Genomic DNA, 21,037 nt, shown 5'->3' on the forward strand with positions numbered 1-21,037 from the left:
TCTTTTTGTATTTCCGTGGTTGAGGCATTCCCTATACTATATTTTAAAACCCTGCTAATCAGTTCAGGTTGGGTAAAAACAGATTCCGTATACGATACATCCTCAATACAAAGCATCGCCAGCTCCTTCGTAGTTAAAGACATTTGCTTTTCTTCTATTTCTTCTGCCTTAAATAATTTATCAATTATCTTACTAAATATACTTTTGTTCTGTTCTAACTCTTGTGAATCTACCTTATGCAATTGCTCTTCTTTCTCAACTTTTTTTAATATATTGCTCTGCACTTCCTTCCAGGTATTAAGCAAATCTTCTTCTTTTACCAGCCGCTTAGCTTTTCTGGAGTTAATAACTACCGCATCCCTGCCTTCTTTAGTGGTAACACCAAGCTCTTTGCACAGTCGCTCTATTTCTTTTCTTCGGGTAGAAAAGGCTTCTATTAGCTTAGGGTTTATTTTGGTAAGCTCAAATGAACTACTTCCATCAGAGAGTTTAGTAGTGCGTATGTCATATCCTGAATTTTTAACTTCAAGTGCCAGTTCATTCCTAAATACTTGGCCGATAAATTTATTGTTCTCAAATAGTGTATCTAAAACTATGCTTCTATATTTACCGTCCTTACCTTTTGCCGCGTTAGCTAAGAAGCAATGCACATGTACTTGCGGTTCAAGATTCCTGTTTGTCGTGTGCTTAAAAGTTGCAAATGTCAGCTTATCAGCCGGTTCTCTTTCTGTTCCACCTTTTTGACTACGAGTAATTATAAATCCTTCCTTCTCTACAAAACTTAGTGTCTTACTCAAGGCATTATTTAATGCTTTATCCAAAGCCCGTTTTTCTTCCACGCTTGCATTAATTAGCATTTCAATAGAAAAGCTTTTAGGGCAAGAGAAGGTTAAATCAGCTCAGGGTCTGTGCTTAATTCCGTCTTTAGTTCTTTGCCCTAATATTTGTCCGTTAGGAAGATGACCTTTTAATAAATTCTCAAAAGCTTTATCGGTTTTGGCGTTAAACTCACCTCCAAAGCCGAATTCCTTAGCTCCATCCCCAAACCATACTCCCTCTCCCTCCTTACCGTAATAATCCCCGTGGCTATAATAATCCTTAGCCGAGCTTGCGCTTTTAAAAGCTTTTATACTAAGCATTTAATACCCTTCCAAACACTACCATTCATCTTCAGCCTCTATTTCTATTATCTTTTTACCTTCTTTTTTAGGAGCTAAGTTCAACTCGGATTGTTTGCTCTTAGTTTTCATTGTCTTTTTAAGTTTGCCTTCTTGTATTGGTGCTTTAATTACTAAATCCTCTTTCGGTTCCTTTTGTGCTGTTATTGCTCTTAATTTAGCTTCTAACTCCAGTCTTCGCTTTTCTCCTTCCTCGACTTCTTTTTTAAGCAGTTCTAGAAGCTCATCATTTTCCTCGAAAGTATTAGCAACCGCCTTAAAATCACAGCTCTTAAATTTAAACTTAGCAGGCTCAAAGCCCGGAAACTTTATATACCCCTCACCAAGTTTTAAGAGCATAAATTCGGATGGTAATGCCGTTTGTCTAATCGTCCTGGTTCTATTGACCTGTATCCCGTCTCTCATTTCATGTGACCCGTAAGAAATACCTTCATGCCACTCTTCTATTTCTCCTATACCTAATGCATCAGAACACCATTTAGCTGTCTCATTACCTTCTACATTCATAAATATTTTGGTACGGCAATTGTTAGCTATAGATTGTGCACTTTTATCCGAATATATTTTAGCTAACGCACTCATATCCTGTGTACCAAGCACAAAACACCCTCCAAATGAACGTGCGGTTGCAAGCCCTCCTGCAAGACTTGGTATCGGTTGCTCGAAATAAGGCAATTCATCCAATACAAACCAAACTTTAGGGATTTTGCTTTTCTGTTTTAATGAACGTAGCGCCCTGATTGCTATGTCAACTTGCGCAGATACAAGGGGATTAATATCTTCTTTTACATCCTCACATGAACTAATAAAAAGAAAGTTACTTTGCTTATCATCTTTAACCCAATCAGTTATTGAAAAACAGTCTTTATTACTGCGATATAGCTTTAAAGGTCTTAAATAAGTGCTTAATACCATTAGCACGGATAGTGCCGCCTTTTCTATTTCTTCATTAATAATTTTATTGGAAGCTGTTTTTTCCAATAACTTGGTAAGAGTAGGTAAATCCGTCTTTAGTATCTTATCAGCAAGTTCACTTAAAGACGGATTTTCATTATAATGCAACATAGCCATCTCGGCTAAAACTCCTCTTGCCGCATCAACCCAAATCGGATCCCGTGAATTATTAGGCAGTAATGACTTAGCAATTGTAGAAAAGCCTTTAAGCGCATCGGTTTCATTAAATATTGACCAGTTTCTTCCACGCTTATCAAGCGGATTAAGAATGACATCATTCAGTTCAGGACGGTAGAAATTCTGAATAAAATCACCCTTGATATCTATTATAATTGCCTTCTTCCTTCTTTGCCTTAGTTGATGTAGTATTACTTCAATTATCCTTGATTTACCTGCACCGGTTGAGCCTATGACTAAAGTATGTGATTGTTCGCCGGCAGTACAAGATGCCGACTTCAATACCGGCTTTTCTACAACTATATTTCTAAGAAGTTCTTCCTCATCTTTATCATTTTCCCGGTAGCTTTCTCTATTTTCATTATCCTCTGTTTCTTCAAAAAGTGGTTTAGATTCAAGTTCATATATTTTATCAACTCTACCTGTAACAGGATAAGCAAACCCTGCTACTTCTATCGGTATATGTTCGTTTAAACTTTTTAAAAACAAGTTATTATGCTTTCTGATTTTTCGCTTGAGTGTTGTTGGCGTAATTAAAAATGCTCCCCTTAGTTTTTTGGTCTTTTTTAATGTTTTACCTCTTAGCCAAAAAAACAATATAACACCCCCCACTACAATAAATAACATGATCCCGGAGGTCACCAACCCTTTATATAAAGTAACCTCAAATTTATTGATTATTTTACGCACATAAGGATCTTTTTCGAAATCTTTTGCCTTAACTGTTTTTTCATATCCAAAACGTGTTTTATACTTTATCGGATGATTTTCATTAAAAGATATAACCATATCTTTCTTTATCCATGCAGCCCCGATCACCCATTCCGAAGCACTTATATTAATAGCATAGTTATAAAAGATTGAGACAAGTATTAACAATAAACTCAAGCGGGTTAAAACTTTACTTACTTGTATAAGCATTCTAATCTTATGGATAGTAACTTGCCCGCCTCTGATTAAATCACTCATCTTTAGCCCTAATTTTTAGATATCCGTATTGGTTAATTTTATTCTTAGCCAACTCCCTGCATTCATTAGAAATTTCTTTGAACGCCTCACTATCCAGCTGGTTACTTATTAAGTACCGAAGTAGAAAATAGATATCATGGAGAGTTCCCATAGTATAAAAGTTATGCTTATCTTTGCTGGGGGATTCATAAATATGCTCCATATCAAATAACTCAGGATTATTTTCAAATACTTTGTAACGTATATAGTCACTAACAGCCATATCATTATTTTTAGCTAATTTTTTTAAAGCTTTTACTTCAGCCTCGGAAAATCTTATATTAAACATTTATTGTTACCTTTTACTGTGTAGTTTTCTCATATACTTTTCTAGTCGCTGTCTTTTGGTTTTCTTCTTTTACTTTTCTCTCTGTTTGTGACATTGCAGTGTTTACTTGCCCTTCGTTATCATTCATCTTATTACTAGTTGACTGCATATTCTCTATTACATTGTCTTTAACCTGCTCTGCTGTTTGTAAATTTTGCTTAGTTTCTTCTTTAAAGTTTTTAGGCATCTGTGCTTCAGTCTTAGCCTGATTCACTTGATGAGTATTCTGAACTTGCTCTTTATTTCCTCTATAATGATCAGCCACTATCCCTTCATTCTTACTTTGGAAGTGAGCAACATCAATATTTGGCTTAGCAATATCACCGAATCCTTTTTCATCTATAAACTGATTAAGTAACTTATTTGTTTGCTCAGGATTATCCCTAACAATCTTTTCAAATTGAGTTGCACCAAATTTGCTAATTCCCCATTCTGAGAACTTATGCGATAAATCCTGGTTAATACTATTACTATTTTGTTCATAATAACCTTTGACAGTTTGGATACTATTTAGGTTTTCGAGTGCTTTTGTTCTTTCAAAATTAGCTGATTGAGACTGAGCAAAATCACTTTGTACTCTATCCATCATTTCTTGTGCTCTACCATCTTGTGTTTGATAAGTGTTGTTCATTACTGAAGTTTGAAGCTTACTTAAGCTTTCAGATAAGTTTTGACTCCTTGAAGCTTCTTTGGCTTCATTATAAGCTTCAGTCACGGCAGCGCCTCTTGATCCTTCAATACTTCCTGATACGCCTAAACCTGCACCGAGCATACCTCCTTTACCAAAACCGATATTTACTCCAGCATTTGCTGCAACAGCTACCCTCAAGGCATCCTGTGTACTAAGACCATGACTTTCCGATAATTTACTTACAAAGCCTTTAACATTATCAAGTGCGGTTCTCTGATCAGAAGAAAGGTTTTTCTGCCAGCTTTGATATGCAGTACTGTTTTGGCTAAAGTTATCATTATAGCCGAGTAGCTTAGAATACCCTGCTGCCGAACTTTCCACCATGCTACTTGAGCTCCTGGATATACTATTCATTGCACTACTTTCATTTTGGTCAAGCCTGCTTCCCATAGCTTTATTCCAATCAACTCTGGCAAGCCCGGCAAGATTATTTATAGATGACGAACTATCAATACCTACCCTCCCGTCAGCAAACATACGCTCTTGTGCGCCGCTTTGCATAGAGAATGATTTCATACCGCTCAGCCATGAATAGTTATCGTCATACTTATTTGCACTTGTCGTATTGTAACTATGATTACCTATAGAGCTATTACCAAGTTGATAATTACCTTTAACAACTTGTTCGGCATTATTTACTGCCGCAGTTTGAGGTATATAGAATATTGAACTAGCAAGATTACCCATACTCGATACCATTCCTTTAGTTATATAAGTAGAAATTACCGGGATTGAAAGCAGCATATAGCCGGCAACCATTGATATCTCATCATTAATTTTTGATATTTTTGCATGCGTTGCAAAAGTAAGCACTTGAGTATCGGATGCATAAGCTTTACCCCAAGAAGCAGCAATACAGAAAAGTATTGCATACAGTGGTTGCCATAGTTGTAGGTATATAAAACTAAACCCATAGTTTTTTAATACTTCAAAGCCGATCGGGGTAACCATTAATATAAGTATTAACGGAAACACTCCGTAAAATACACATTCAAGTACAGCTCTTAAGATAGGCACAAATTTCTGTGCCATTTGGGATACCGAATAAAATGCCGATTTAGACATTTCATCGGTCGCAACGCTACCATATGCCTTATCAAATGTTCTTACCGTATCGCTTATGGTATTAATCATTACATTTTGAAGTAAAATGTCTTTTGCTTCGTTACTCGATTTTTTAATAAAAATACCATAACTGTTTTCCAGTACTGTTTTAAATAAAGTGCTTTTATCCACATCTTGTTGGTCAGGGAAAAAATAAGACATAAAGCTAGAAGCAATTTTAGGCATTCTTTGATCTAGCTCATAATCAAGCATATTAGAAATATAAAGAGCAGCATTATTACAGCTTACATACCCGTTAAAATCCTTAAAATTTGGTTTCTCTCCTTCTTTTGCTTCTCTAATCTTACCGTTGAAATAAATCATTCTTGCTTTGGAGGCATGATTCTTTAAAAAATCCAGTATATCTTCAGATTCAACTAAATCTTTAACCGTATAGCCGTTTACTCGGTTGTAGCCCATATTAACATCAGGTACTATACACTGCTTATAGAATTTGATCATAAAGTGCTTAAGTGCAGTATCAGAAATCCTCATTTTACCGGCATCTTCTACAATTTTACTACCAAATAATAATCCCGTCCTTTGGTATTCACTGTTTACAAATGTCCCTGCAAAAGCGGTATTAAATTTTTCAGAAATTGCAAACCCTACTCTTGAAGTCATAGAACCGAGTAGCGCTAAACCAAGTGGCACCTTTTCAACCGTTCGAGGTGCAGGAACTATACCGTAAGAATCCGGAAGAGTGTCATGGATATGAACAGTCGCTTTACTGGTTAAAAAGAAACCTACTAAAATTGTTACTCCGAAAAACCATTTTATAAATGACTTATAATCATTATTTAATCCGGCTCTTGTAACAAGTATAACTAAAGCAATCAAAGCCGAAGACTTCATTAACCAAGTAAAACTTCCCTCCGAATCAACTATAAGTCTAATTGCATTAAATATTTTTTCTAAATAATATGCTGATCCGATTGTATAAATATCATATGCTTCCATGTTTTCCTCTACTTTATCTAATTTCTAGCCATGCTGAGGATTTGAGCAGTCTCATCAGCCATAATCTGTTCCATATTTTCCGATCTTTTTACTAAGAATAATTGCAGCTTGTATCGCGACATGTCCTTCATTTCAAAATCGGCAAGTAACTTCTGTGCGGACTTAACCGAATTTCTAAATTCTTTTAATTCATCATTTGCCGCAAGCTGTAAGTTATTAGCCGCTTCATTGACTTCTTTCAAAATATCGGAAAGATAGTTATATAAAATATTCCATGCTACTATCTCTACTAAAATACCCTGCTCGTATTCAGGGTTAGCGTTGGTATACTGAAATATAACATCATAATTCTTAAATGCTGCAACACCTGCTTTTGCGAGAAACTTTTGATCGGCTTCTGCTAGTTCTTCATCTTTTTGTAAAGCTTCTTTAAACTTATCAAAATATTCTGAAACTTTATGTTCAAAACTTTCTTTCTCATCGATAAACTTATCTGCTTCAGTAATACTTAAGCATTTAGTATCTGTCTTTGCGCATTTTAAAACTTTCATTGATTTACTGCCCTTAAGCATTGCTTCAAGTAGGCCGGGGCTTGTGACTGTAGATGAGATATATTGATAGCTAGGTGCATCGGAATCATTTTTAGGGGCTTTAATGATAATTGTGCCGCTTATTGTCATCATCAGCTCTTTTAATTCTTTGTCAGCACTTCCACTTAGCTTCTCTAATGCTTTCCAAGCAATATTAATATCCTGTACAGTTAATCTTTCATCCTTAGTTGCCGCTTTGTTAAGCGCAGCGGTTTTCCCTTTAGGAAAATCTTTGTATGCCGAAGATAAATCTTTCTTACTTCCTGCTCCCGTTTCCACCTTAGTAAAAATATCCTTAGCTACCGCAGAGTGCTGTGATAATTGATCTCCGGCGAAACTTACTATTTGTTTCGCCGCCTGGCATTCATCAGCTAAAAACCCGCCTAATTCCTGTAATTTACTATATACCTCCTGAAGCGTTTCTCCAACAACAGGGCTTATTGAGCTTACCCCGAGATAAGCAAACATCATCCCCGCCTGCTGAACTATATTCTGCATCTTATTCTTCAGTTCATCACCTGATATAAAGGAAATACCTCCGAAGTTTAAAACCCCTTGGCTGTAGCAGCTTCTATCAAGATCAATTTCAGGAAAGTTCACGCTAACCAGCGGCCTATTTTTCTTCTTGCGCGCAAAGTACATAGATCCCATTGTGTAATGGCCTCTCTGCTGGCCTTTATAATATCTTGCACTATTGGTCACCGTTTCAGTTCCAAGTGCACTCCACACATTACTTAACTCCTTGTTTATTCCTTTTAATTCCTCGCCCGCTCCTGCGTAAGCATTACTGAGACTCAAGCTTAAAATTATAGATAAACTAATTATTCTCTTCATTTGACTCTCTCTCTATAATTCGATTTACTATTCTTGCTTCCAGCTCATCTAAGGTGATTAATCCTTTAGAAAGAAATATTTTAGCCGGACTTGCTTTATCTATTAACAAAATAGTAGGAAATGACTGCACCAGCGGATCATTTGTAACGCTCGGGTCAGTAATGTTTTCGCTTAAACCATTATAGTAGTTACCGTCTACTGAAATTCCTAAAATACTTATATTATATTTTTCCTTCAAAGCTTGTAGAATCGGGAGCTGACGCATACAGTAAGGACAGCCGCTACTGTAAATAAACGCAAGGCCGTACTTATTACTTGCGACCCTAAGAATCGCTTCTATTTCTTCCTCTTTTATTGCTTGATCGGAAATACTTTGGTAATAGCTTTGGTTATTGGAATATTTAGGATTGCTTTCGATAATACGCTGGATGTTTCTTGCAAAATCGATACCTTTTTGCCCGATTAAAAATTGGGTATCAAGAAACCCTTCTAAATCCTCACGTTTGCCGCTAATTACTGCACGCTTCCTCTGTAGTTCCCATAGCTTATTAATCTCTACTGCTTTTTCTTCTGCAGGGATTGGAGAGTTTAGTATTGAATCTACAGTTAATTCTTGCTCCTCTCCCTTTTTCGGTTCACAGTACCAGCTCTTGCCTAATTTGTATTCCTTACACACTTCTTCAGTAAACTTGAAAGAATAAGCTTTTTGGGGTATAATATTAAATATAATAAAAATTATTAAACTAGAGCTAATAAAATGACTGATATTCACCTGCATGCTTTTGATACTCATAAATATGTGAAAGAGTTGCAAGGTACCGGCTTTAATGAATCTCAGGCCGAAGTTATTGTTAGATCTCTGCTTGAAAGCAGGGAATATAACTTCTCTAAACTTGCTACGCGTGATCAGCTTACAATGCTGGATAATTCTATGAGTAATAGATTTGAAAACATTGATAAGGAAATTAAAAGAATTGAAGAGAGATTTATTTCTGAAATCACCACTGCTAAAAATGAATTTAAAACGGAAATTTTTTCCGTTAAAAATGAGCTTAAAGCAGAAATCTCTAATGCTCAGCTTACCATACTTAAGTGGATAATTCCTTGCTTTATTACCACTATTGGTATGATAATAGGCATCCTTATCAAGCTGCTGTAATATACTGATTCTTTGTATGCTCATAAATATGTTAAAGAGTTGTAAGGTATCGGCTTTAGTGAGTATTAAGCCAAAGTTATTGTTAGATCTTTGCTTGAAAGTTGAAAATATAATTTCTCTAAGCTTGTTACGCGTGATCAGCTTACAATGTTGGAAAACTTTATGAATAATAGATTTGAAAGCGCTCAAAAAGAAGTTAAAGCAGTTGAAGAGAGACTGGATTTTAAAATTGATAATTTGCGTCGTGAATTTGAAGCTTTTAAATATGAGCTTAAAGCAGAAAAGATAAACGCCCAACTCACTAATCTTAAGCGGTTGATTTTTTTCTTCTACATAATTACTATCAGTTTGATAATAGGTATCTTTAAGCTGCTGTAATATACTAATTCTTGGCATGCTCATAAAATCCGACTATTTTTTTATTAATTAACTCCGACATAGCGCTAGGGTTTGATTGGAAACCTTTTACTTTGTCTGCCATTCCTCCCTTTTGACTATCAGCTTGCAATTTCGCCTTTTCTACTATTTCATCAAATAGCTCGCCAAAATCTATTCTAGAAAAGTCTATTCTTTGTATTTCTTCTAAAGTGAGTGCTCGACAGTCGGGATTTTTTCTATCGCCCCAGCCGATACCAAGCTGTTTCCTGCCTTCCACTTGTATAATCCTCGCTAGTTTACTTTTAAAACAACAGTGAGATTCCTTCTTTTTAAGACCTTTTAACTCTTTCCAGCTGCCGACATGATGACAACGTCCTGCAATTCTTAACTTCCTTAAATCCTTTTCCTTTTGGCTACATTTAGCTATATTTCTCAAAAAACCTTTCATCGAACAGCAGTTAAACTGTGAAGTTACCCGCCTACATATCCCGCGATCTCCTTTAAACAATTTACAATCTTTAGGTTGTATTTCTGAAGGCTCACATTCCTTTCTTCCTTCTGGGCATTTACAACCTTCCATCTCGTTGGATTTCATCTGAGCAAGTATGCTAAGGTGACTTATTGCATAGCCGAAATCATTAAATTGATTTCTTTTCTTAGTTTCGCAGACTCCGCCTATACAAAACTTTGTCGCTAGACAGTCTACGTTTTTTGTAACTTGCTCACTACATTGGTATTTCAGTTCATAGTGCTCACATCTACCATTAGAAGAATAATGTAAACATTCTTTTGAAAGTTCTTTACATCTTTCTTTAAGCTCTCCGCATTCATCTACAAAGCTATCACTCCGGCAAACATATCTTCTGTCCCATTTCCAGCATTCCTTAAAAACATCCTTACCGTTTATATTTCTGGTCTCAGCTCCTTCTATACAGGTTTCACTTAAAATTTCGCAGTACTTATTGAGCTCTTCTTTACTACAGTTACTTATATCTTTTTCATCTCTTAGAACATTAAACTCAGAATCAATCAGCTTAGTATCTTCTTTCTCTTCAAACGTATTTCCGCAAACAAATTTTTTCTCAAAATGCTTACATATACCAATGCCGCTTTCCTCTATACATTTGCCGCTTATTTCATTACATCCGCGGTTATCCTCTAAAACTTGGCAATAATTTTGCTCGCGACCTACGCATTTATGTCTTTGCTCATATTTCCAACACCAACTTACAGGGAACCCTTCGATCATTTTTTCAGAATAATCTACACAGACTTTTTCCTCTAACGGTTGACATTTTTCTGCTTCAAAAGCATAAGCAGTATTAATAAATAAAATTAAAGTTATAAGTATGGAAGTTAGAAACTGCATGTTTCCTCTCTTTCTTCAACCCATTTTGTACAACAGTGCTGTTTTGCCTGAATCAGCACCCAGCCTTCTCCTCCCCCATATACAATAACTTCTATATCAATTTGGTTATCACCTTCTTTTAAATAAGATTTTAAATCAATATTTGTATTGAATTGCCAGTTTGTATTTCTTTCGCAGGCGAAATCTCTAGTACCGGTATTTACTAATTTATGCTGTCCCCACCACCTACTTGGCCTAGTTACAACTTCTAATTGCGTCCCACTTTCCGGTCCTATATATACTTGGACTCCATTTATGGTAACTCTCATATAGTCGTCGTAACCAACCTGAATTATTCTAAATTCTTCAATTAAATTTTTATTTTTGACTTCAAATTTTGTACTTCTGAAATATTTCACACACGCTCCTCCCCAATAGTTATTAGCAATAGTGCCTAGAGTTAACACCATATTTTGGTAAACCCACTTCATATCAGAAGCTATGCTGGTTAAAACTATCCCGCCTGAATCACAAGCGCCGGTTTTCTCACATTTTAAGGTCTTAAGCACATCACTACACAGCTTCTCTCTTACTTCCCTCTTTTTATTACATAGGTATGTATATTTAGGATCAATCTCGACAACTTGTTTAGGGAAGCAGGTGTTTTCCTTCATATCATAATATTGATCACAACTTTTTTCGCTTTTTACTTCACTCCCTTCTTCTTCAGGCTTACAATCCGTATAACCTCCGGTTAAAAAATCAAATTTTTCGTCTGCATCTTTTACAGTCTTCAGTGCTTTATCAAGATACCCTTTATTATTTATTATGTTATTATCTTCATCCCTTATAAAGCCTGCCTCCTCCATCTTGGTTTCACGCTCTAAAGTTGCCTTTGTACTAAATGTATGCCCTGCTTCACAATCTTGCTTTGTACATATATATTCTTCGGTTTTATCGTATACTTTCTCTCGCTTTTTTTTGCCTTCGCCTTCGGCTTGTTCAAGGGGCATATGCATGGCAGGTATATTTGTACCTTCATAACCGATATGGTCTTTCAAAGTATTGTTCTCCATATTGGTAAAGTTATTTCCTATTTTTGAAGCGGCTCCTTTAGCGGTTGCTTCGGACTCAAGCTTAAACTTTGTCAGCATTTCTATATCTTGAGATGCATATGCAAACGAAGTATGAAATATAATGAGTAATAAAATATTAATTCTCATCACCTAACCTCTTTAAGTATTCTTTAGATAATGAAGCAGCCTCACCGCTCTCCACAAACTGCTCAAGCACATAGTTTAAGCTAATATTGCCGGTAATTTTATCAAACTTATCTCCTTCACTAACTACGAATGCAGGTACTAAATTTACATTAAATTTAGCAAAAGCTACGGGATCGACATCTATCGTTATACCCTCTTCGTTTAGTTGCTTAATATATCTTAGTGTTTCTTTAAAACTATTATCCTTTAATCCTCGAATGACTAATCTTGCTCCGACTTTTCTTGCAACCTCACTTAACTTTAAGAGCTGAGATGAAGACATACTAAAACTTACAAAGATATAAAGCCCTTCTCTTTCATCTTCCTGATACTCTTTAATTGCTGTATAATCAGAAATCCACCCGTCAACTATTCCTCCCTCTTTTTTTGTCAAATTGGCGGCATACTTTTTACTGCCTTCCTCCGTCTCTTTAACCAAATTTTCTGCAAAGCATTTATACTCTTTGGTTTTCTCTTCTGCAGCTGCAATACTTGCTGCATACTCAGGTTTATTTTCCTTAACTTTTTGAGTTATCCTATCAATTGTTACTTCTAGCTCTGTATAATGAAGCTTGTTTTTTTCTGCTTCATCTATAGCTTTTTTATATTCATTTTTATCAATGCTATTTTCGGTATTACTTACAATACTTTGCATATCAGCATAAGCAAAATTAACCGTGACTATGCTTAAGACGAAAGCAATTAAAATGCTAATTTTTATAGGATACAGCAATTTCTTTTCCTCCATAATAAGAAGCCGAAATCTTCACTTGTAATCGGGATTTCCTTCTTCGATTCAAAAAAAGTTGTGCTTCTGCCAAATGGTGCACACTTATCAGGATCAGGATTAGTCATTTGGTATCTGTAATGACTTTTTTTCATAACTAGTGCTAAATGTTTATCGCAAATTTTACTTAAATCACTTGAAGCAGTTTCATGCGCCATACCTTGCCTATGCATTTTATAAATCATCTTTTGAGTAGCGTTTAATGTTGCTTGAACCCCGCCAATATGAGCGTTAACATTACCGTTCATCGGATACATCGAACCTTGACATCCCGAACACCAAAATAATGAATCAATTGGTTTCCCTTTGCTTCCGCTTGAAGCCGAAACACAGTCCGCTGAACACGCAGCTTGTGCGAGCAAATTATTAAATAAAAATGCCTCAGGATGTAATAACATCGAAAGTTCATCATCACTTCCGGTTGGATCAATTTCTGTTATCCAAAGCACATCGAAATTTAATCTTTCTAAACAAATAAAATCCATAAATATTTCAAGAATATAGATAATCGGATAAGCATAATAGTGCACATACCACCTGGATATCTGACTACTCGAAGAGGTTGGTCTACCGCCTTGGCTTCTCTCAAATCCCATATCCATTTCAAGGCCGCCCATATTTACAAAACAATATGGCTCTGCCGATATATCAACCAGTCTTGACGGTTCCCAAAACCCTCCCGTAATCCCGGGGGTCGGTACTGTTATCGGTCCAAGTTGCCTTGGACAGATACATATCGGAGAAGAAGGGTTTTTCGTATCATGCAGTTTACTGCCTACTACCTCAAAAGAACCTAACGTTATCGGAAATAAACACTTCCAGCATATATCGGTAATCGGATTTACAAATTCTCCCGTACATTTTTTAGCTAGAGCCGGTTGTGTAAAAGCTATAATTCCTAAAACAAACAATAATACTTTTAAAATATTCATTTATTTGCTTCTCCGATTATACTAATCCTAAGCTTAAGTCCTTCCTGCTCAACAGTTGCCGGAATCTCTTTAATCCCAAACTTTTTAGTAATTAATCCTCCCTGATCAAAGTAAATCCATATTTTATGTTTTCTCTGAAGCTCAATCGGAGATCCTTTGGTAAGAATAATTTTAATTTTACCTACTCGTTTTTTCCGTTCCTCAAGTGCAAGTTTAATATGCCGCTCATTATCGCCGTCTATAAATAATAAAGCTTCTCTAAGCGGTATATACTCAAGCGGATTAACCTTTTTGCCTTTAAAATGTATTACCGTCCCTTTATGGTCTATAATATCTCTATCAAGTGTATAGGTAGGATCATAGTAAAAAACTTTATCTTCCTTAGCTTGAATAATACCTTCAACCTGAGGCGGTCTTTCAATATACTGCCTTGTTCTTTCTTTCATATCTTCATTGATTTTATTCAAATCCGCTGAAGCGAGTTTTTTCTTAATAAATTCAATAATATCTTCTTCGGCTATCTCGTATGTATGCCCGCTAACCCCGAAATCTTTTGCATTAAGTAATGAAGGAACTATTAGATTTGCAATTAATAAAATAAGCCCAAGTTTGTTTATCACATTAACCTCTCTACACACTGCTCAACCGTAAAGCCTTGCTTCCTCATGTTTCTAACTTGTACTACCTCTTCTGCAGTTGTGGAATAAAGTTTGGCTGAGAATTTATCCAGCATCAGCCTTCCTATCTGCCAGCTATTATTCTTGTGCCTAATCATAAATTCCGAATAAGCCCCCTTAAGACCCGCCAGATCCGTAACTATTGAAATCTCGGCATCATTCATACCAAGCTTCTCTTTAAGCATTAACTCATCTTCACCGCTTGCCGATAAAATTATCCTCCAATCTGATTGCGATAAAATAGCTGCTGCCGCCGGACTTCTACTTTCATCAAAATCCTTCATAAATTGGGTAGCAACAATTAAGCAACCGTTATACTTTCTGGTTCTTCTGGCAATCCCTTCAAGGAATGCTTTAATTGCCGGGTGAGTTAATAGCCTCCAAGCTTCATCTATAATAAGTGCAAGCCTTCTTTCTCTTGCCCTCATTTTGGTATATACTAAAAATACAACCGTAATTAATACCGAGTTTTGCAATACTACACTATGTTCAAGGTCGCTAAGCTCAAAAACTGAAAGCATTTGCTCGATATTAAGACTTGATTCTCCGTTAAAATATTTAGCGTATCTGCCGTTACTATATGCCCTTAGTACATATGCTATCTTATCTGCTATATCTTTGGTTTGAGCCGTTCTTAAGTGAGCGTTATTAATCAGTTCATCTCTGATATCGGCAAATCCGCCGCTTCTACCCTTTTTTCTCAGTACCTCTATTACGGCATCTGCCATTACCGCCTTATAAAGCCCGATCTCTGAAGAAATTGTATCGTTTTTATCAATATTAACCACTATACACAAAATAGAGACTATAAGATCAATAAACGGCTCTTCAAAAAACTCTTTATACTCCTCGTCGCTCTCTCCGTCATTATGCTCTTTATATAATGAAAAAGGGTTTATACAGAAGCTACCTCCTCCGAAGTCTACAAAATCCCCGCCCAATAACCCGCAGATATTTTGAAAACTCCTACCGTCATCAAGAATAATAACTTGTCCTCCGAACCTTAAAGATGCAGCCGTATATTCCTGTAACCATACCGATTTACCCGATCCTGACTTCCCTACGACAATTCCGTTGAAATTACCGTTAATATCATCAGCCGTCTTATAATTATCAAAGAAAAATATTTGTCCTCTTCTGCCGGCAAACATCATAAGCGGGCTTCCGTAGTTTTGGATATCGGCAAATACAGGAAGTAAGCTCATACAAGTACAGGAAAGTAATTGTGCGGATACTTTCAGCTGATCAAGTATTTGCCAACTCTCACCTATTCCAAAAGGTAGCGTGGTTAGAAAACTATTTACCGTATCGTATTTTACTTTTTCAATTGAAAAGTTGAGACGCGCAAAATGATCTATAAAAATCTGTTCGTATTTATCTTCAAGCTTAGAGTTATTGATACATGCAACAATGTACATAACCCCCTTACCAATTCGCTCATTTTGGTTAAGCTTAGCACTTACAAACTGCCAATCTTCTATCTCCTCTATCATTTTAGGAAAAAACATAGGAAGCTTTGATTCACCTTGCTTGGTCTTAATCATACGGTATTTGTCGGCACTCCTTTCTGAGCTTTCTTTACTCTTAAGCTGAAATCCGAAAGTAATATAAAAAGGACACGGGAGCCCAAAACCTCCGTCAAACTGCCCCATTAAATCTACGCTATTTTCTATCCGCCAAGTATCCGGTAGGTCGACTACCTCAAATACCAAATATTTAAATTTTTCTTCTTCATTTGAAAAAACGACTCCGTCTTTTACCATTTCCACTTGGTGAGAAGAGCTAAAATATTCCCTTACATCTTCTTTTTTCTTTAAATTGGAGTTTTTATATAAACTTTTATCAGGGTTAATAAATTCCCCTACCAGACTTGCTAAGTCCTTATCATTTATGTTTATTACATCACAGTTGATTCCCTTCAGTCCTTCTCTTATTTTATCTTTGAGTGCCTCAAGCCTATATATCCCGTCTTTAATTCCGGAAGAGGTTTTAGGTTTTGGAATGGAAAAACAAAAATACAGCTCAAAATTTCTCACCACAAAACTGCGTCTTTCTCCTAAAATACTTTCCCAAGAACCTTTCTCAAATAATACCTTTCTTTCATCTGCAATCCGTTTAAACAGCTCACTATTTGCACCGCTCCTATGCCAATAATCAACCAAATCTCCTACTCTGGGTGAAGCATAATTAATTACTTGCACAATGCAGTCTTGAGGTATGCCGTTATTAATTATCCCTCTTAAAACTTGTTTTGCTCCGTTATCTACCCCTGAAAAATGGCTGGTCTTTATAATGCAACTTAAAGTCGTATCGTTCTCGAATACTCCGTATTTAACGTGATATTTACGGTAACTTATAAAATCAAGTAAGCTCGGATCTTTATATTTTTCTTTATTATCGTTAGCAAATGCCTTCCTTGCTTTATATGAAGAACTAATGCTCTTTATATCCTCTCTTAATTCCCTAAAATATTGCTTAATTGTATTCATTTAATTTATCTCAACTTCTGAAATACTCTGCCCGCCTAAAGTATCTTCATTAATCAATACTTTCTTCTTTGCGCTTACTTTGGTATTTAATATAATTTGCTCTCTTGCAATACTATCGGCATATTCAAGCGAGCTACACCCGACTCCCTTGTCAAGCGGGCAATCCCACGTACTTTTATAGCCTGAGCTACAAGCAGTCATTGCGAATAAACTAAGTAAACAGAGTGTTTTACTTTTCATTTTTATCCTCTTCGTTTAAGCTAAACCCTTCAATAAATATTACGTTGACTGCTATTCCCTCATTAATAGAAATCACAGGTTGGTATTGTTCCATTTTTTTAATAAAATACTCTAATAACTTGTCACTGCTTGAGCTTACTCCTGCCCCTAACCCTCTAGTTGCTATATCCTGAACTTTTTGTTTATCAGTCATTAGCGTACCGTTAGTAAGAGCCAAAGGTGTTTGGCTTAATTGAGCAACCCCGCTCCCAAATCCCCCTACTATCCCGGCTAAAAAGCTTTTAAGAACTAAATCTCCCTCTCTGGAAATTACCTCACCTCTAATTCCGCTTTTACCCCTTGAGGCAATATAACCCTTAACCGGCAGCTCAATAGCCGTACGACCATCTTTAGTACAAGTCATACTTACAGGCTGTAAGGTAACTTTTTCACTTGATATATTTCCTTTTGCTTTTGCCAAAAGTAAGCATCCGATTAGCCTATTAGACTCTATATAATTTGCGCCATTCCCGGCTGATACTAACTTACCCGTTATCCTCATTAATACTTGATCAGGGTCTGCTTCGGCACTTATTCCAACTCCTGCATCTACTCCTGCAATTATTTTGGCTTCAACATAACTAAGTGCAGGTATATAATCTCCAACCTTCTTAATCTTTTTCTTCTTTACAAATGATTTACTCTCCATATTGTCTTGAGATTGTCTTTTTAAATGTTCCGCCTGGATTTTATTAACTTCTTCTTGAAACTTTCTAACGTATTTTTCTTCGAGTTCAGCTTTTAAGTTAACCATTAATTCACTTAGCTCTTCCTTACTTACTTTATCCTTTTCAATGCGCTCTTTAAGCTCTTCCTGCTCTTTTTTATTTATAATCTGGCCTTGCTTCACTTCCTCAATTTTTTTCTCAGCATCTTCCGTCCACAATTTTTCATTGCTAACTCCGTTTGCAAGCTCTTCTATCTCTATCTTTTTAATTAAATTACCATTCTCTTCCTGATTAACCTTAAATCCTGTTTTCGATCTCGTATCCGTTTCAATTGCGATGTATATCGCAATTGCTAACATAAACAGCAGCAAAGCTCCTAACCTTAATTGTCTTTTTCTTGCTTCTTTTGTATTACTTTGGCTTGCTAGAAAGGTATTACCAAACCATTCTTTAACCTTATCAAATATATCCAATATCTTATCCATTATTGCTGCTCTCTGATTTTAATTAAAATTGCTTCTTCACCTGCGTTCAAATATTCCTTATTCAGGTATAAAGCAAAGAACCCTTCTTCTAGGAAATCATTAAGCTTAAGTGCTAAGCCCGATTTACTAACATTGGTGATAATAATTTTCTGCGCATATAGGTGCTTTCCGACAATTTCTCCGGCCTGCTCGAGAAGCAACCCGTTAGTAGTTTTTAATTTTTTATATAGTTTTTTAATGGTAAATCCGATGTAGGGCTTAGGTTTAAGAGATATATCTATAATCTTTGCAATCCGACTTTCGTTATCTTTCGATATCTTTTCATTAAAAAAGTTTACTTTATGTTTTTTAACCGGCCTTGGTTTACTTTTAACGCCCACAAATATTTGAGTAGAAGGGATATCCCTTACATCTAATATAAATTTATAAGTATGGCCTAAACTGGTTTTTATAAAGAAGTTAATAGGTTTTTCCGCATTTACTTTTAAATATAAATCCTTACCAGATACGGTATATTCAATCTCTCCTCCAATTGAGTGCACGGTATCAATGTTTCCTGCCTCAAATACTATCCGTGTGATTTCCTGCCTTGAAGCTATCCCTACGACAGTATCATTATTTGCTATTGTAAACTTCTGTTCTTTGGCCATTTCAGGAATGTTATTTATTTCAGCTAAAGCTGTACTGCCGTATAAAATACTAATAATTAAGCAGCTAATCTTAACTGTTCTTTTCATTTTTTACCTCACTAAATGACTTGAGGTTTACTACTCCGCCCCTATTTACAAAGGAGACTTCATATTCTTTAAACTTCCGATCAATCCGACTATTTCCTAAGTATGTTTCCAGATACCCGCTTACTTTTACGTTTAAGTCTTTGCTATCTATTTCAAATTTTTGGATATCGTTAAATATGTAAAAGTATCCGCGCTCTTTAATATCTAAACTAAGCTTTTCAAGTTGTGCTTTAAATTCCTGGTAGCTTTGGCTATCAATTTGCTTTAATAAACCCTGCTTTACATATTCGATGTTTTCTTTCCTCAACGAAAATAACAGATAAATAATTTGTTCCGCTCTAAGTTTTAAATATTCTTCCGAAACAAAACCGGTTCCGACCGCCAACTCCTTATCTAAAGTCGGCACTAATATTACTATCTTTTCTTGATTATTTAGTTTGACGGCAAGCATAACATTAGAGATAAGCATAGTTGCCATACATAAAACTAAAACATTCCGCTGTAATCTTAACTTACTATTAACTACTTCCATTTCTTTAATTCCATATTCATTTTCCTTTGATGCCCTTGCACACCGCGAATAAAATTAACTTCACACGGCAGGTACCAATAAATAAACCTGACTAATCTTCTGGTTATTGATCTGCTTCTGTATCTGGAAAATACATTTGCTCCAATCACCCCTGCCACCATTCCCCAAATCGGTTGGTCAAATAAAAATAACGCACTCCAAATCACCATAAATACCATTAACGTATCAATAGGTATTCCTACACACCTTATCGGATTATCTAATGTCTTTGGAATGCGATAGCTCATATTGTTAAACAGCAAACAACATGTTAACTATGCTGACCGAAAAGGCGAGCAACAAACCGACTCCAAAGGAACCTAAGACATACTTCATTGAAAACCCTAGCACACCTATAAATGCAGCAACCGCTATAGCAATCACGGTAATCAACTTACCGGCACTTCCCGTTATCCAACCGGCTATCTTATCAAACATCGATTTGAAGGCATCGACATTATCAGCCGCAAGCCCTATTTCCGGGACAAACAACATAGCAACCAAAGCAACAGCTCCCATAGTTTTAAGGTGCTCATTGTTACTTATACAAACATATTGCTTAACTATTTGATGGTTTGTTTTCTCGCTTAACAAAGCTATTTTTTGCTTTAGCCCTGTAATTAAGCTTGGTGGTTTTTTATTCATATATCCTCTTGTATTAAGTCGATTAAAAAATTCATAAAGAAAAAGTTTACCTTTCTCTTTACAACCCCTCTCCCTTAATTCCCTATAGTTTTTATAGTGAATCTTGTTGCTCATCGTTTTTCTCCTCATTATGAACGATGATTAAGCTGATTGCAGCTCCATATGCCTATAATATTAATTAAAATTAGTTTTTCTCTTGCAGTTGCCCGGAAACTAGGCCGGACATTAGCCAAGCTTGCTACAACTATTGGAGACATAGTTAGTAATATCAAAATATGCTTAAAGTACCGTTGTTGAGCATTTGTAAATTCTTTTGCCTTGGATTGTCGGTTCATTGTATACCGCCTTCTAGGTTATTTTGAATGAATACCGTCTTTGTATGTGCCGATTGAAATTTGTTTTTAGGATAGTATATATCCTTGCTACCCTTTCTTTGCGTATCACTTGATATTTTTGTTATATTAATAGTAAGCACTAACCCTTCTTCCGGAGAGTTTGCTAAAAATACGTCAGAAGGTAATATTTTAACCGGGATATAATCCAGTTCACCGAACAACCTCACCTTTTTACCCTTGATCAGAAGCTGCTTAGCCAGTTTAAATAACTCTTTATCCCAAATAAATGCACTATACCTTCTTTCTCCATGGGTAAGTTCATCGGTATCAGAATCAAAGCTTATTCTCTTACTAACTTGTATTCTAAACAATCCGAATTCTTTTCCTTTCTCGGTACGTTTAATTTCTATTCCTTGAATAACAGTTCCGCAAAGTTGGATATATGCTCCACTTATTAACAT

At 35.9% G+C, this 21,037-nt stretch carries 20 protein-coding genes and 1 pseudogene; 2 read left to right on the forward strand and 19 right to left on the reverse strand.

All coding sequences use genetic code 11. The features are described from left to right. The 6 genes and pseudogenes from mobF to traF all read right to left on the reverse strand — a co-directional run. A pseudogene (mobF, locus tag NF27_RS09850) lies at positions 1–1,139 on the reverse strand (MobF family relaxase); the annotation flags it as partial. 18 nt (positions 1,140–1,157) lie between these two features. Further along, positions 1,158–3,278, reverse strand: a complete 2,121-nt coding sequence (locus NF27_RS09860; RefSeq protein ID WP_039459086.1) for a type IV secretion system DNA-binding domain-containing protein — start codon at positions 3,276–3,278, stop codon at positions 1,158–1,160. Continuing rightward, positions 3,271–3,606, reverse strand: a complete 336-nt coding sequence (locus NF27_RS09865) for a DUF6290 family protein (RefSeq protein WP_039459088.1) — start codon at positions 3,604–3,606, stop codon at positions 3,271–3,273. Before NF27_RS09865 ends, NF27_RS09860 begins: the two co-directional genes overlap by 8 nt. 13 nt (positions 3,607–3,619) lie before the next feature. Continuing rightward, on the reverse strand, positions 3,620–6,400 hold the full coding sequence (locus tag NF27_RS09870; protein WP_039459091.1) for a conjugal transfer protein TraG N-terminal domain-containing protein: 2,781 nt from the start codon (positions 6,398–6,400) through the stop codon (positions 3,620–3,622). Between the two features lie 17 nt (positions 6,401–6,417). After that, positions 6,418–7,824 (reverse strand): conjugal transfer protein TraH, encoded by a 1,407-nt coding sequence (locus NF27_RS09875; protein WP_039459094.1) that lies wholly within the window; start codon positions 7,822–7,824, stop codon positions 6,418–6,420. Continuing rightward, entirely contained in the window at positions 7,808–8,596 is a 789-nt protein-coding gene (gene traF / locus NF27_RS09880; RefSeq protein ID WP_039459097.1) for a conjugal transfer protein TraF, read from the reverse strand. Before traF ends, NF27_RS09875 begins: the two co-directional genes overlap by 17 nt. On the opposite strand from traF, the gene NF27_RS11485 reads away from it, so the two are divergent. Both NF27_RS11485 and NF27_RS09890 read left to right on the forward strand, forming a co-directional pair. Beyond that, positions 8,582–8,983 carry a coiled-coil domain-containing protein gene (locus NF27_RS11485; RefSeq protein ID WP_053332775.1) on the forward strand — a complete coding sequence of 134 codons (402 nt, stop codon included), beginning with the start codon at positions 8,582–8,584 and terminating at the stop codon, positions 8,981–8,983. The two genes, traF and NF27_RS11485, sit on opposite strands and share 15 nt — an antisense overlap. A 162-nt stretch (positions 8,984–9,145) precedes the next feature. Next, a complete protein-coding gene (locus tag NF27_RS09890; RefSeq protein ID WP_039459100.1) occupies positions 9,146–9,361 on the forward strand; it encodes a hypothetical protein in 216 nt (71 codons plus the stop codon). Between the two features lie 4 nt (positions 9,362–9,365). Here NF27_RS09890 and traN read toward each other — a convergent pair whose 3' ends face one another. The 13 genes from traN to NF27_RS09960 all read right to left on the reverse strand — a co-directional run bounded on the left by traN (position 9,366) and on the right by NF27_RS09960 (position 21,037). Beyond that, entirely contained in the window at positions 9,366–10,730 is a 1,365-nt protein-coding gene (gene traN, locus NF27_RS09895) for a conjugal transfer protein TraN (protein ID WP_039459102.1), read from the reverse strand. Continuing rightward, the gene (locus tag NF27_RS09900; RefSeq protein WP_039459104.1) at positions 10,718–11,932 is read right to left on the reverse strand and encodes a hypothetical protein; all 1,215 of its coding nucleotides are present in this window, start codon (positions 11,930–11,932) and stop codon (positions 10,718–10,720) included. The genes traN and NF27_RS09900 overlap by 13 nt, the downstream gene beginning before the upstream one ends. Then, complete coding sequence (trbC, locus tag NF27_RS11490) at positions 11,922–12,719, reverse strand: type-F conjugative transfer system pilin assembly protein TrbC (protein ID WP_053332776.1); 798 nt, start codon at positions 12,717–12,719, stop codon at positions 11,922–11,924. Before trbC ends, NF27_RS09900 begins: the two co-directional genes overlap by 11 nt. Beyond that, positions 12,689–13,690: a conjugal transfer pilus assembly protein TraU gene (traU, locus tag NF27_RS09910; protein WP_039459107.1), complete on the reverse strand. Its 1,002-nt coding sequence runs from the start codon at positions 13,688–13,690 to the stop codon at positions 12,689–12,691. Before traU ends, trbC begins: the two co-directional genes overlap by 31 nt. Then, a complete protein-coding gene (traW, locus tag NF27_RS09915) occupies positions 13,687–14,310 on the reverse strand; it encodes a type-F conjugative transfer system protein TraW (protein WP_039459110.1) in 624 nt (207 codons plus the stop codon). Before traW ends, traU begins: the two co-directional genes overlap by 4 nt. Then, complete coding sequence (locus NF27_RS09920; RefSeq protein ID WP_039459113.1) at positions 14,307–16,856, reverse strand: TraC family protein; 2,550 nt, start codon at positions 16,854–16,856, stop codon at positions 14,307–14,309. The genes traW and NF27_RS09920 overlap by 4 nt, the downstream gene beginning before the upstream one ends. After that, complete coding sequence (locus tag NF27_RS09925) at positions 16,857–17,096, reverse strand: hypothetical protein (RefSeq protein ID WP_039459115.1); 240 nt, start codon at positions 17,094–17,096, stop codon at positions 16,857–16,859. After that, entirely contained in the window at positions 17,086–18,288 is a 1,203-nt protein-coding gene (locus tag NF27_RS11495) for a TraB/VirB10 family protein (RefSeq protein ID WP_053332777.1), read from the reverse strand. The genes NF27_RS09925 and NF27_RS11495 overlap by 11 nt, the downstream gene beginning before the upstream one ends. Continuing rightward, positions 18,288–19,025 (reverse strand): TraK domain-containing protein, encoded by a 738-nt coding sequence (locus NF27_RS09935; protein ID WP_039459116.1) that lies wholly within the window; start codon positions 19,023–19,025, stop codon positions 18,288–18,290. Before NF27_RS09935 ends, NF27_RS11495 begins: the two co-directional genes overlap by 1 nt. After that, positions 19,009–19,557: a TraE/TraK family type IV conjugative transfer system protein gene (locus tag NF27_RS09940; protein ID WP_039459118.1), complete on the reverse strand. Its 549-nt coding sequence runs from the start codon at positions 19,555–19,557 to the stop codon at positions 19,009–19,011. The genes NF27_RS09935 and NF27_RS09940 overlap by 17 nt, the downstream gene beginning before the upstream one ends. Continuing rightward, complete coding sequence (gene traL, locus NF27_RS09945) at positions 19,548–19,844, reverse strand: type IV conjugative transfer system protein TraL (RefSeq protein WP_039459121.1); 297 nt, start codon at positions 19,842–19,844, stop codon at positions 19,548–19,550. Before traL ends, NF27_RS09940 begins: the two co-directional genes overlap by 10 nt. A gap of 4 nt (positions 19,845–19,848) precedes the next feature. Next, positions 19,849–20,355 carry a TrbC/VirB2 family protein gene (locus tag NF27_RS09950; RefSeq protein WP_039459124.1) on the reverse strand — a complete coding sequence of 169 codons (507 nt, stop codon included), beginning with the start codon at positions 20,353–20,355 and terminating at the stop codon, positions 19,849–19,851. A gap of 217 nt (positions 20,356–20,572) precedes the next feature. Next, positions 20,573–21,037, reverse strand: a complete 465-nt coding sequence (locus NF27_RS09960) for a single-stranded DNA-binding protein (protein ID WP_039459129.1) — start codon at positions 21,035–21,037, stop codon at positions 20,573–20,575.

The sequence above is a fragment of the Candidatus Jidaibacter acanthamoeba genome (genome assembly GCF_000815465.1).
Lineage (GTDB): Bacteria > Pseudomonadota > Alphaproteobacteria > Rickettsiales > Midichloriaceae > Jidaibacter > Jidaibacter acanthamoebae.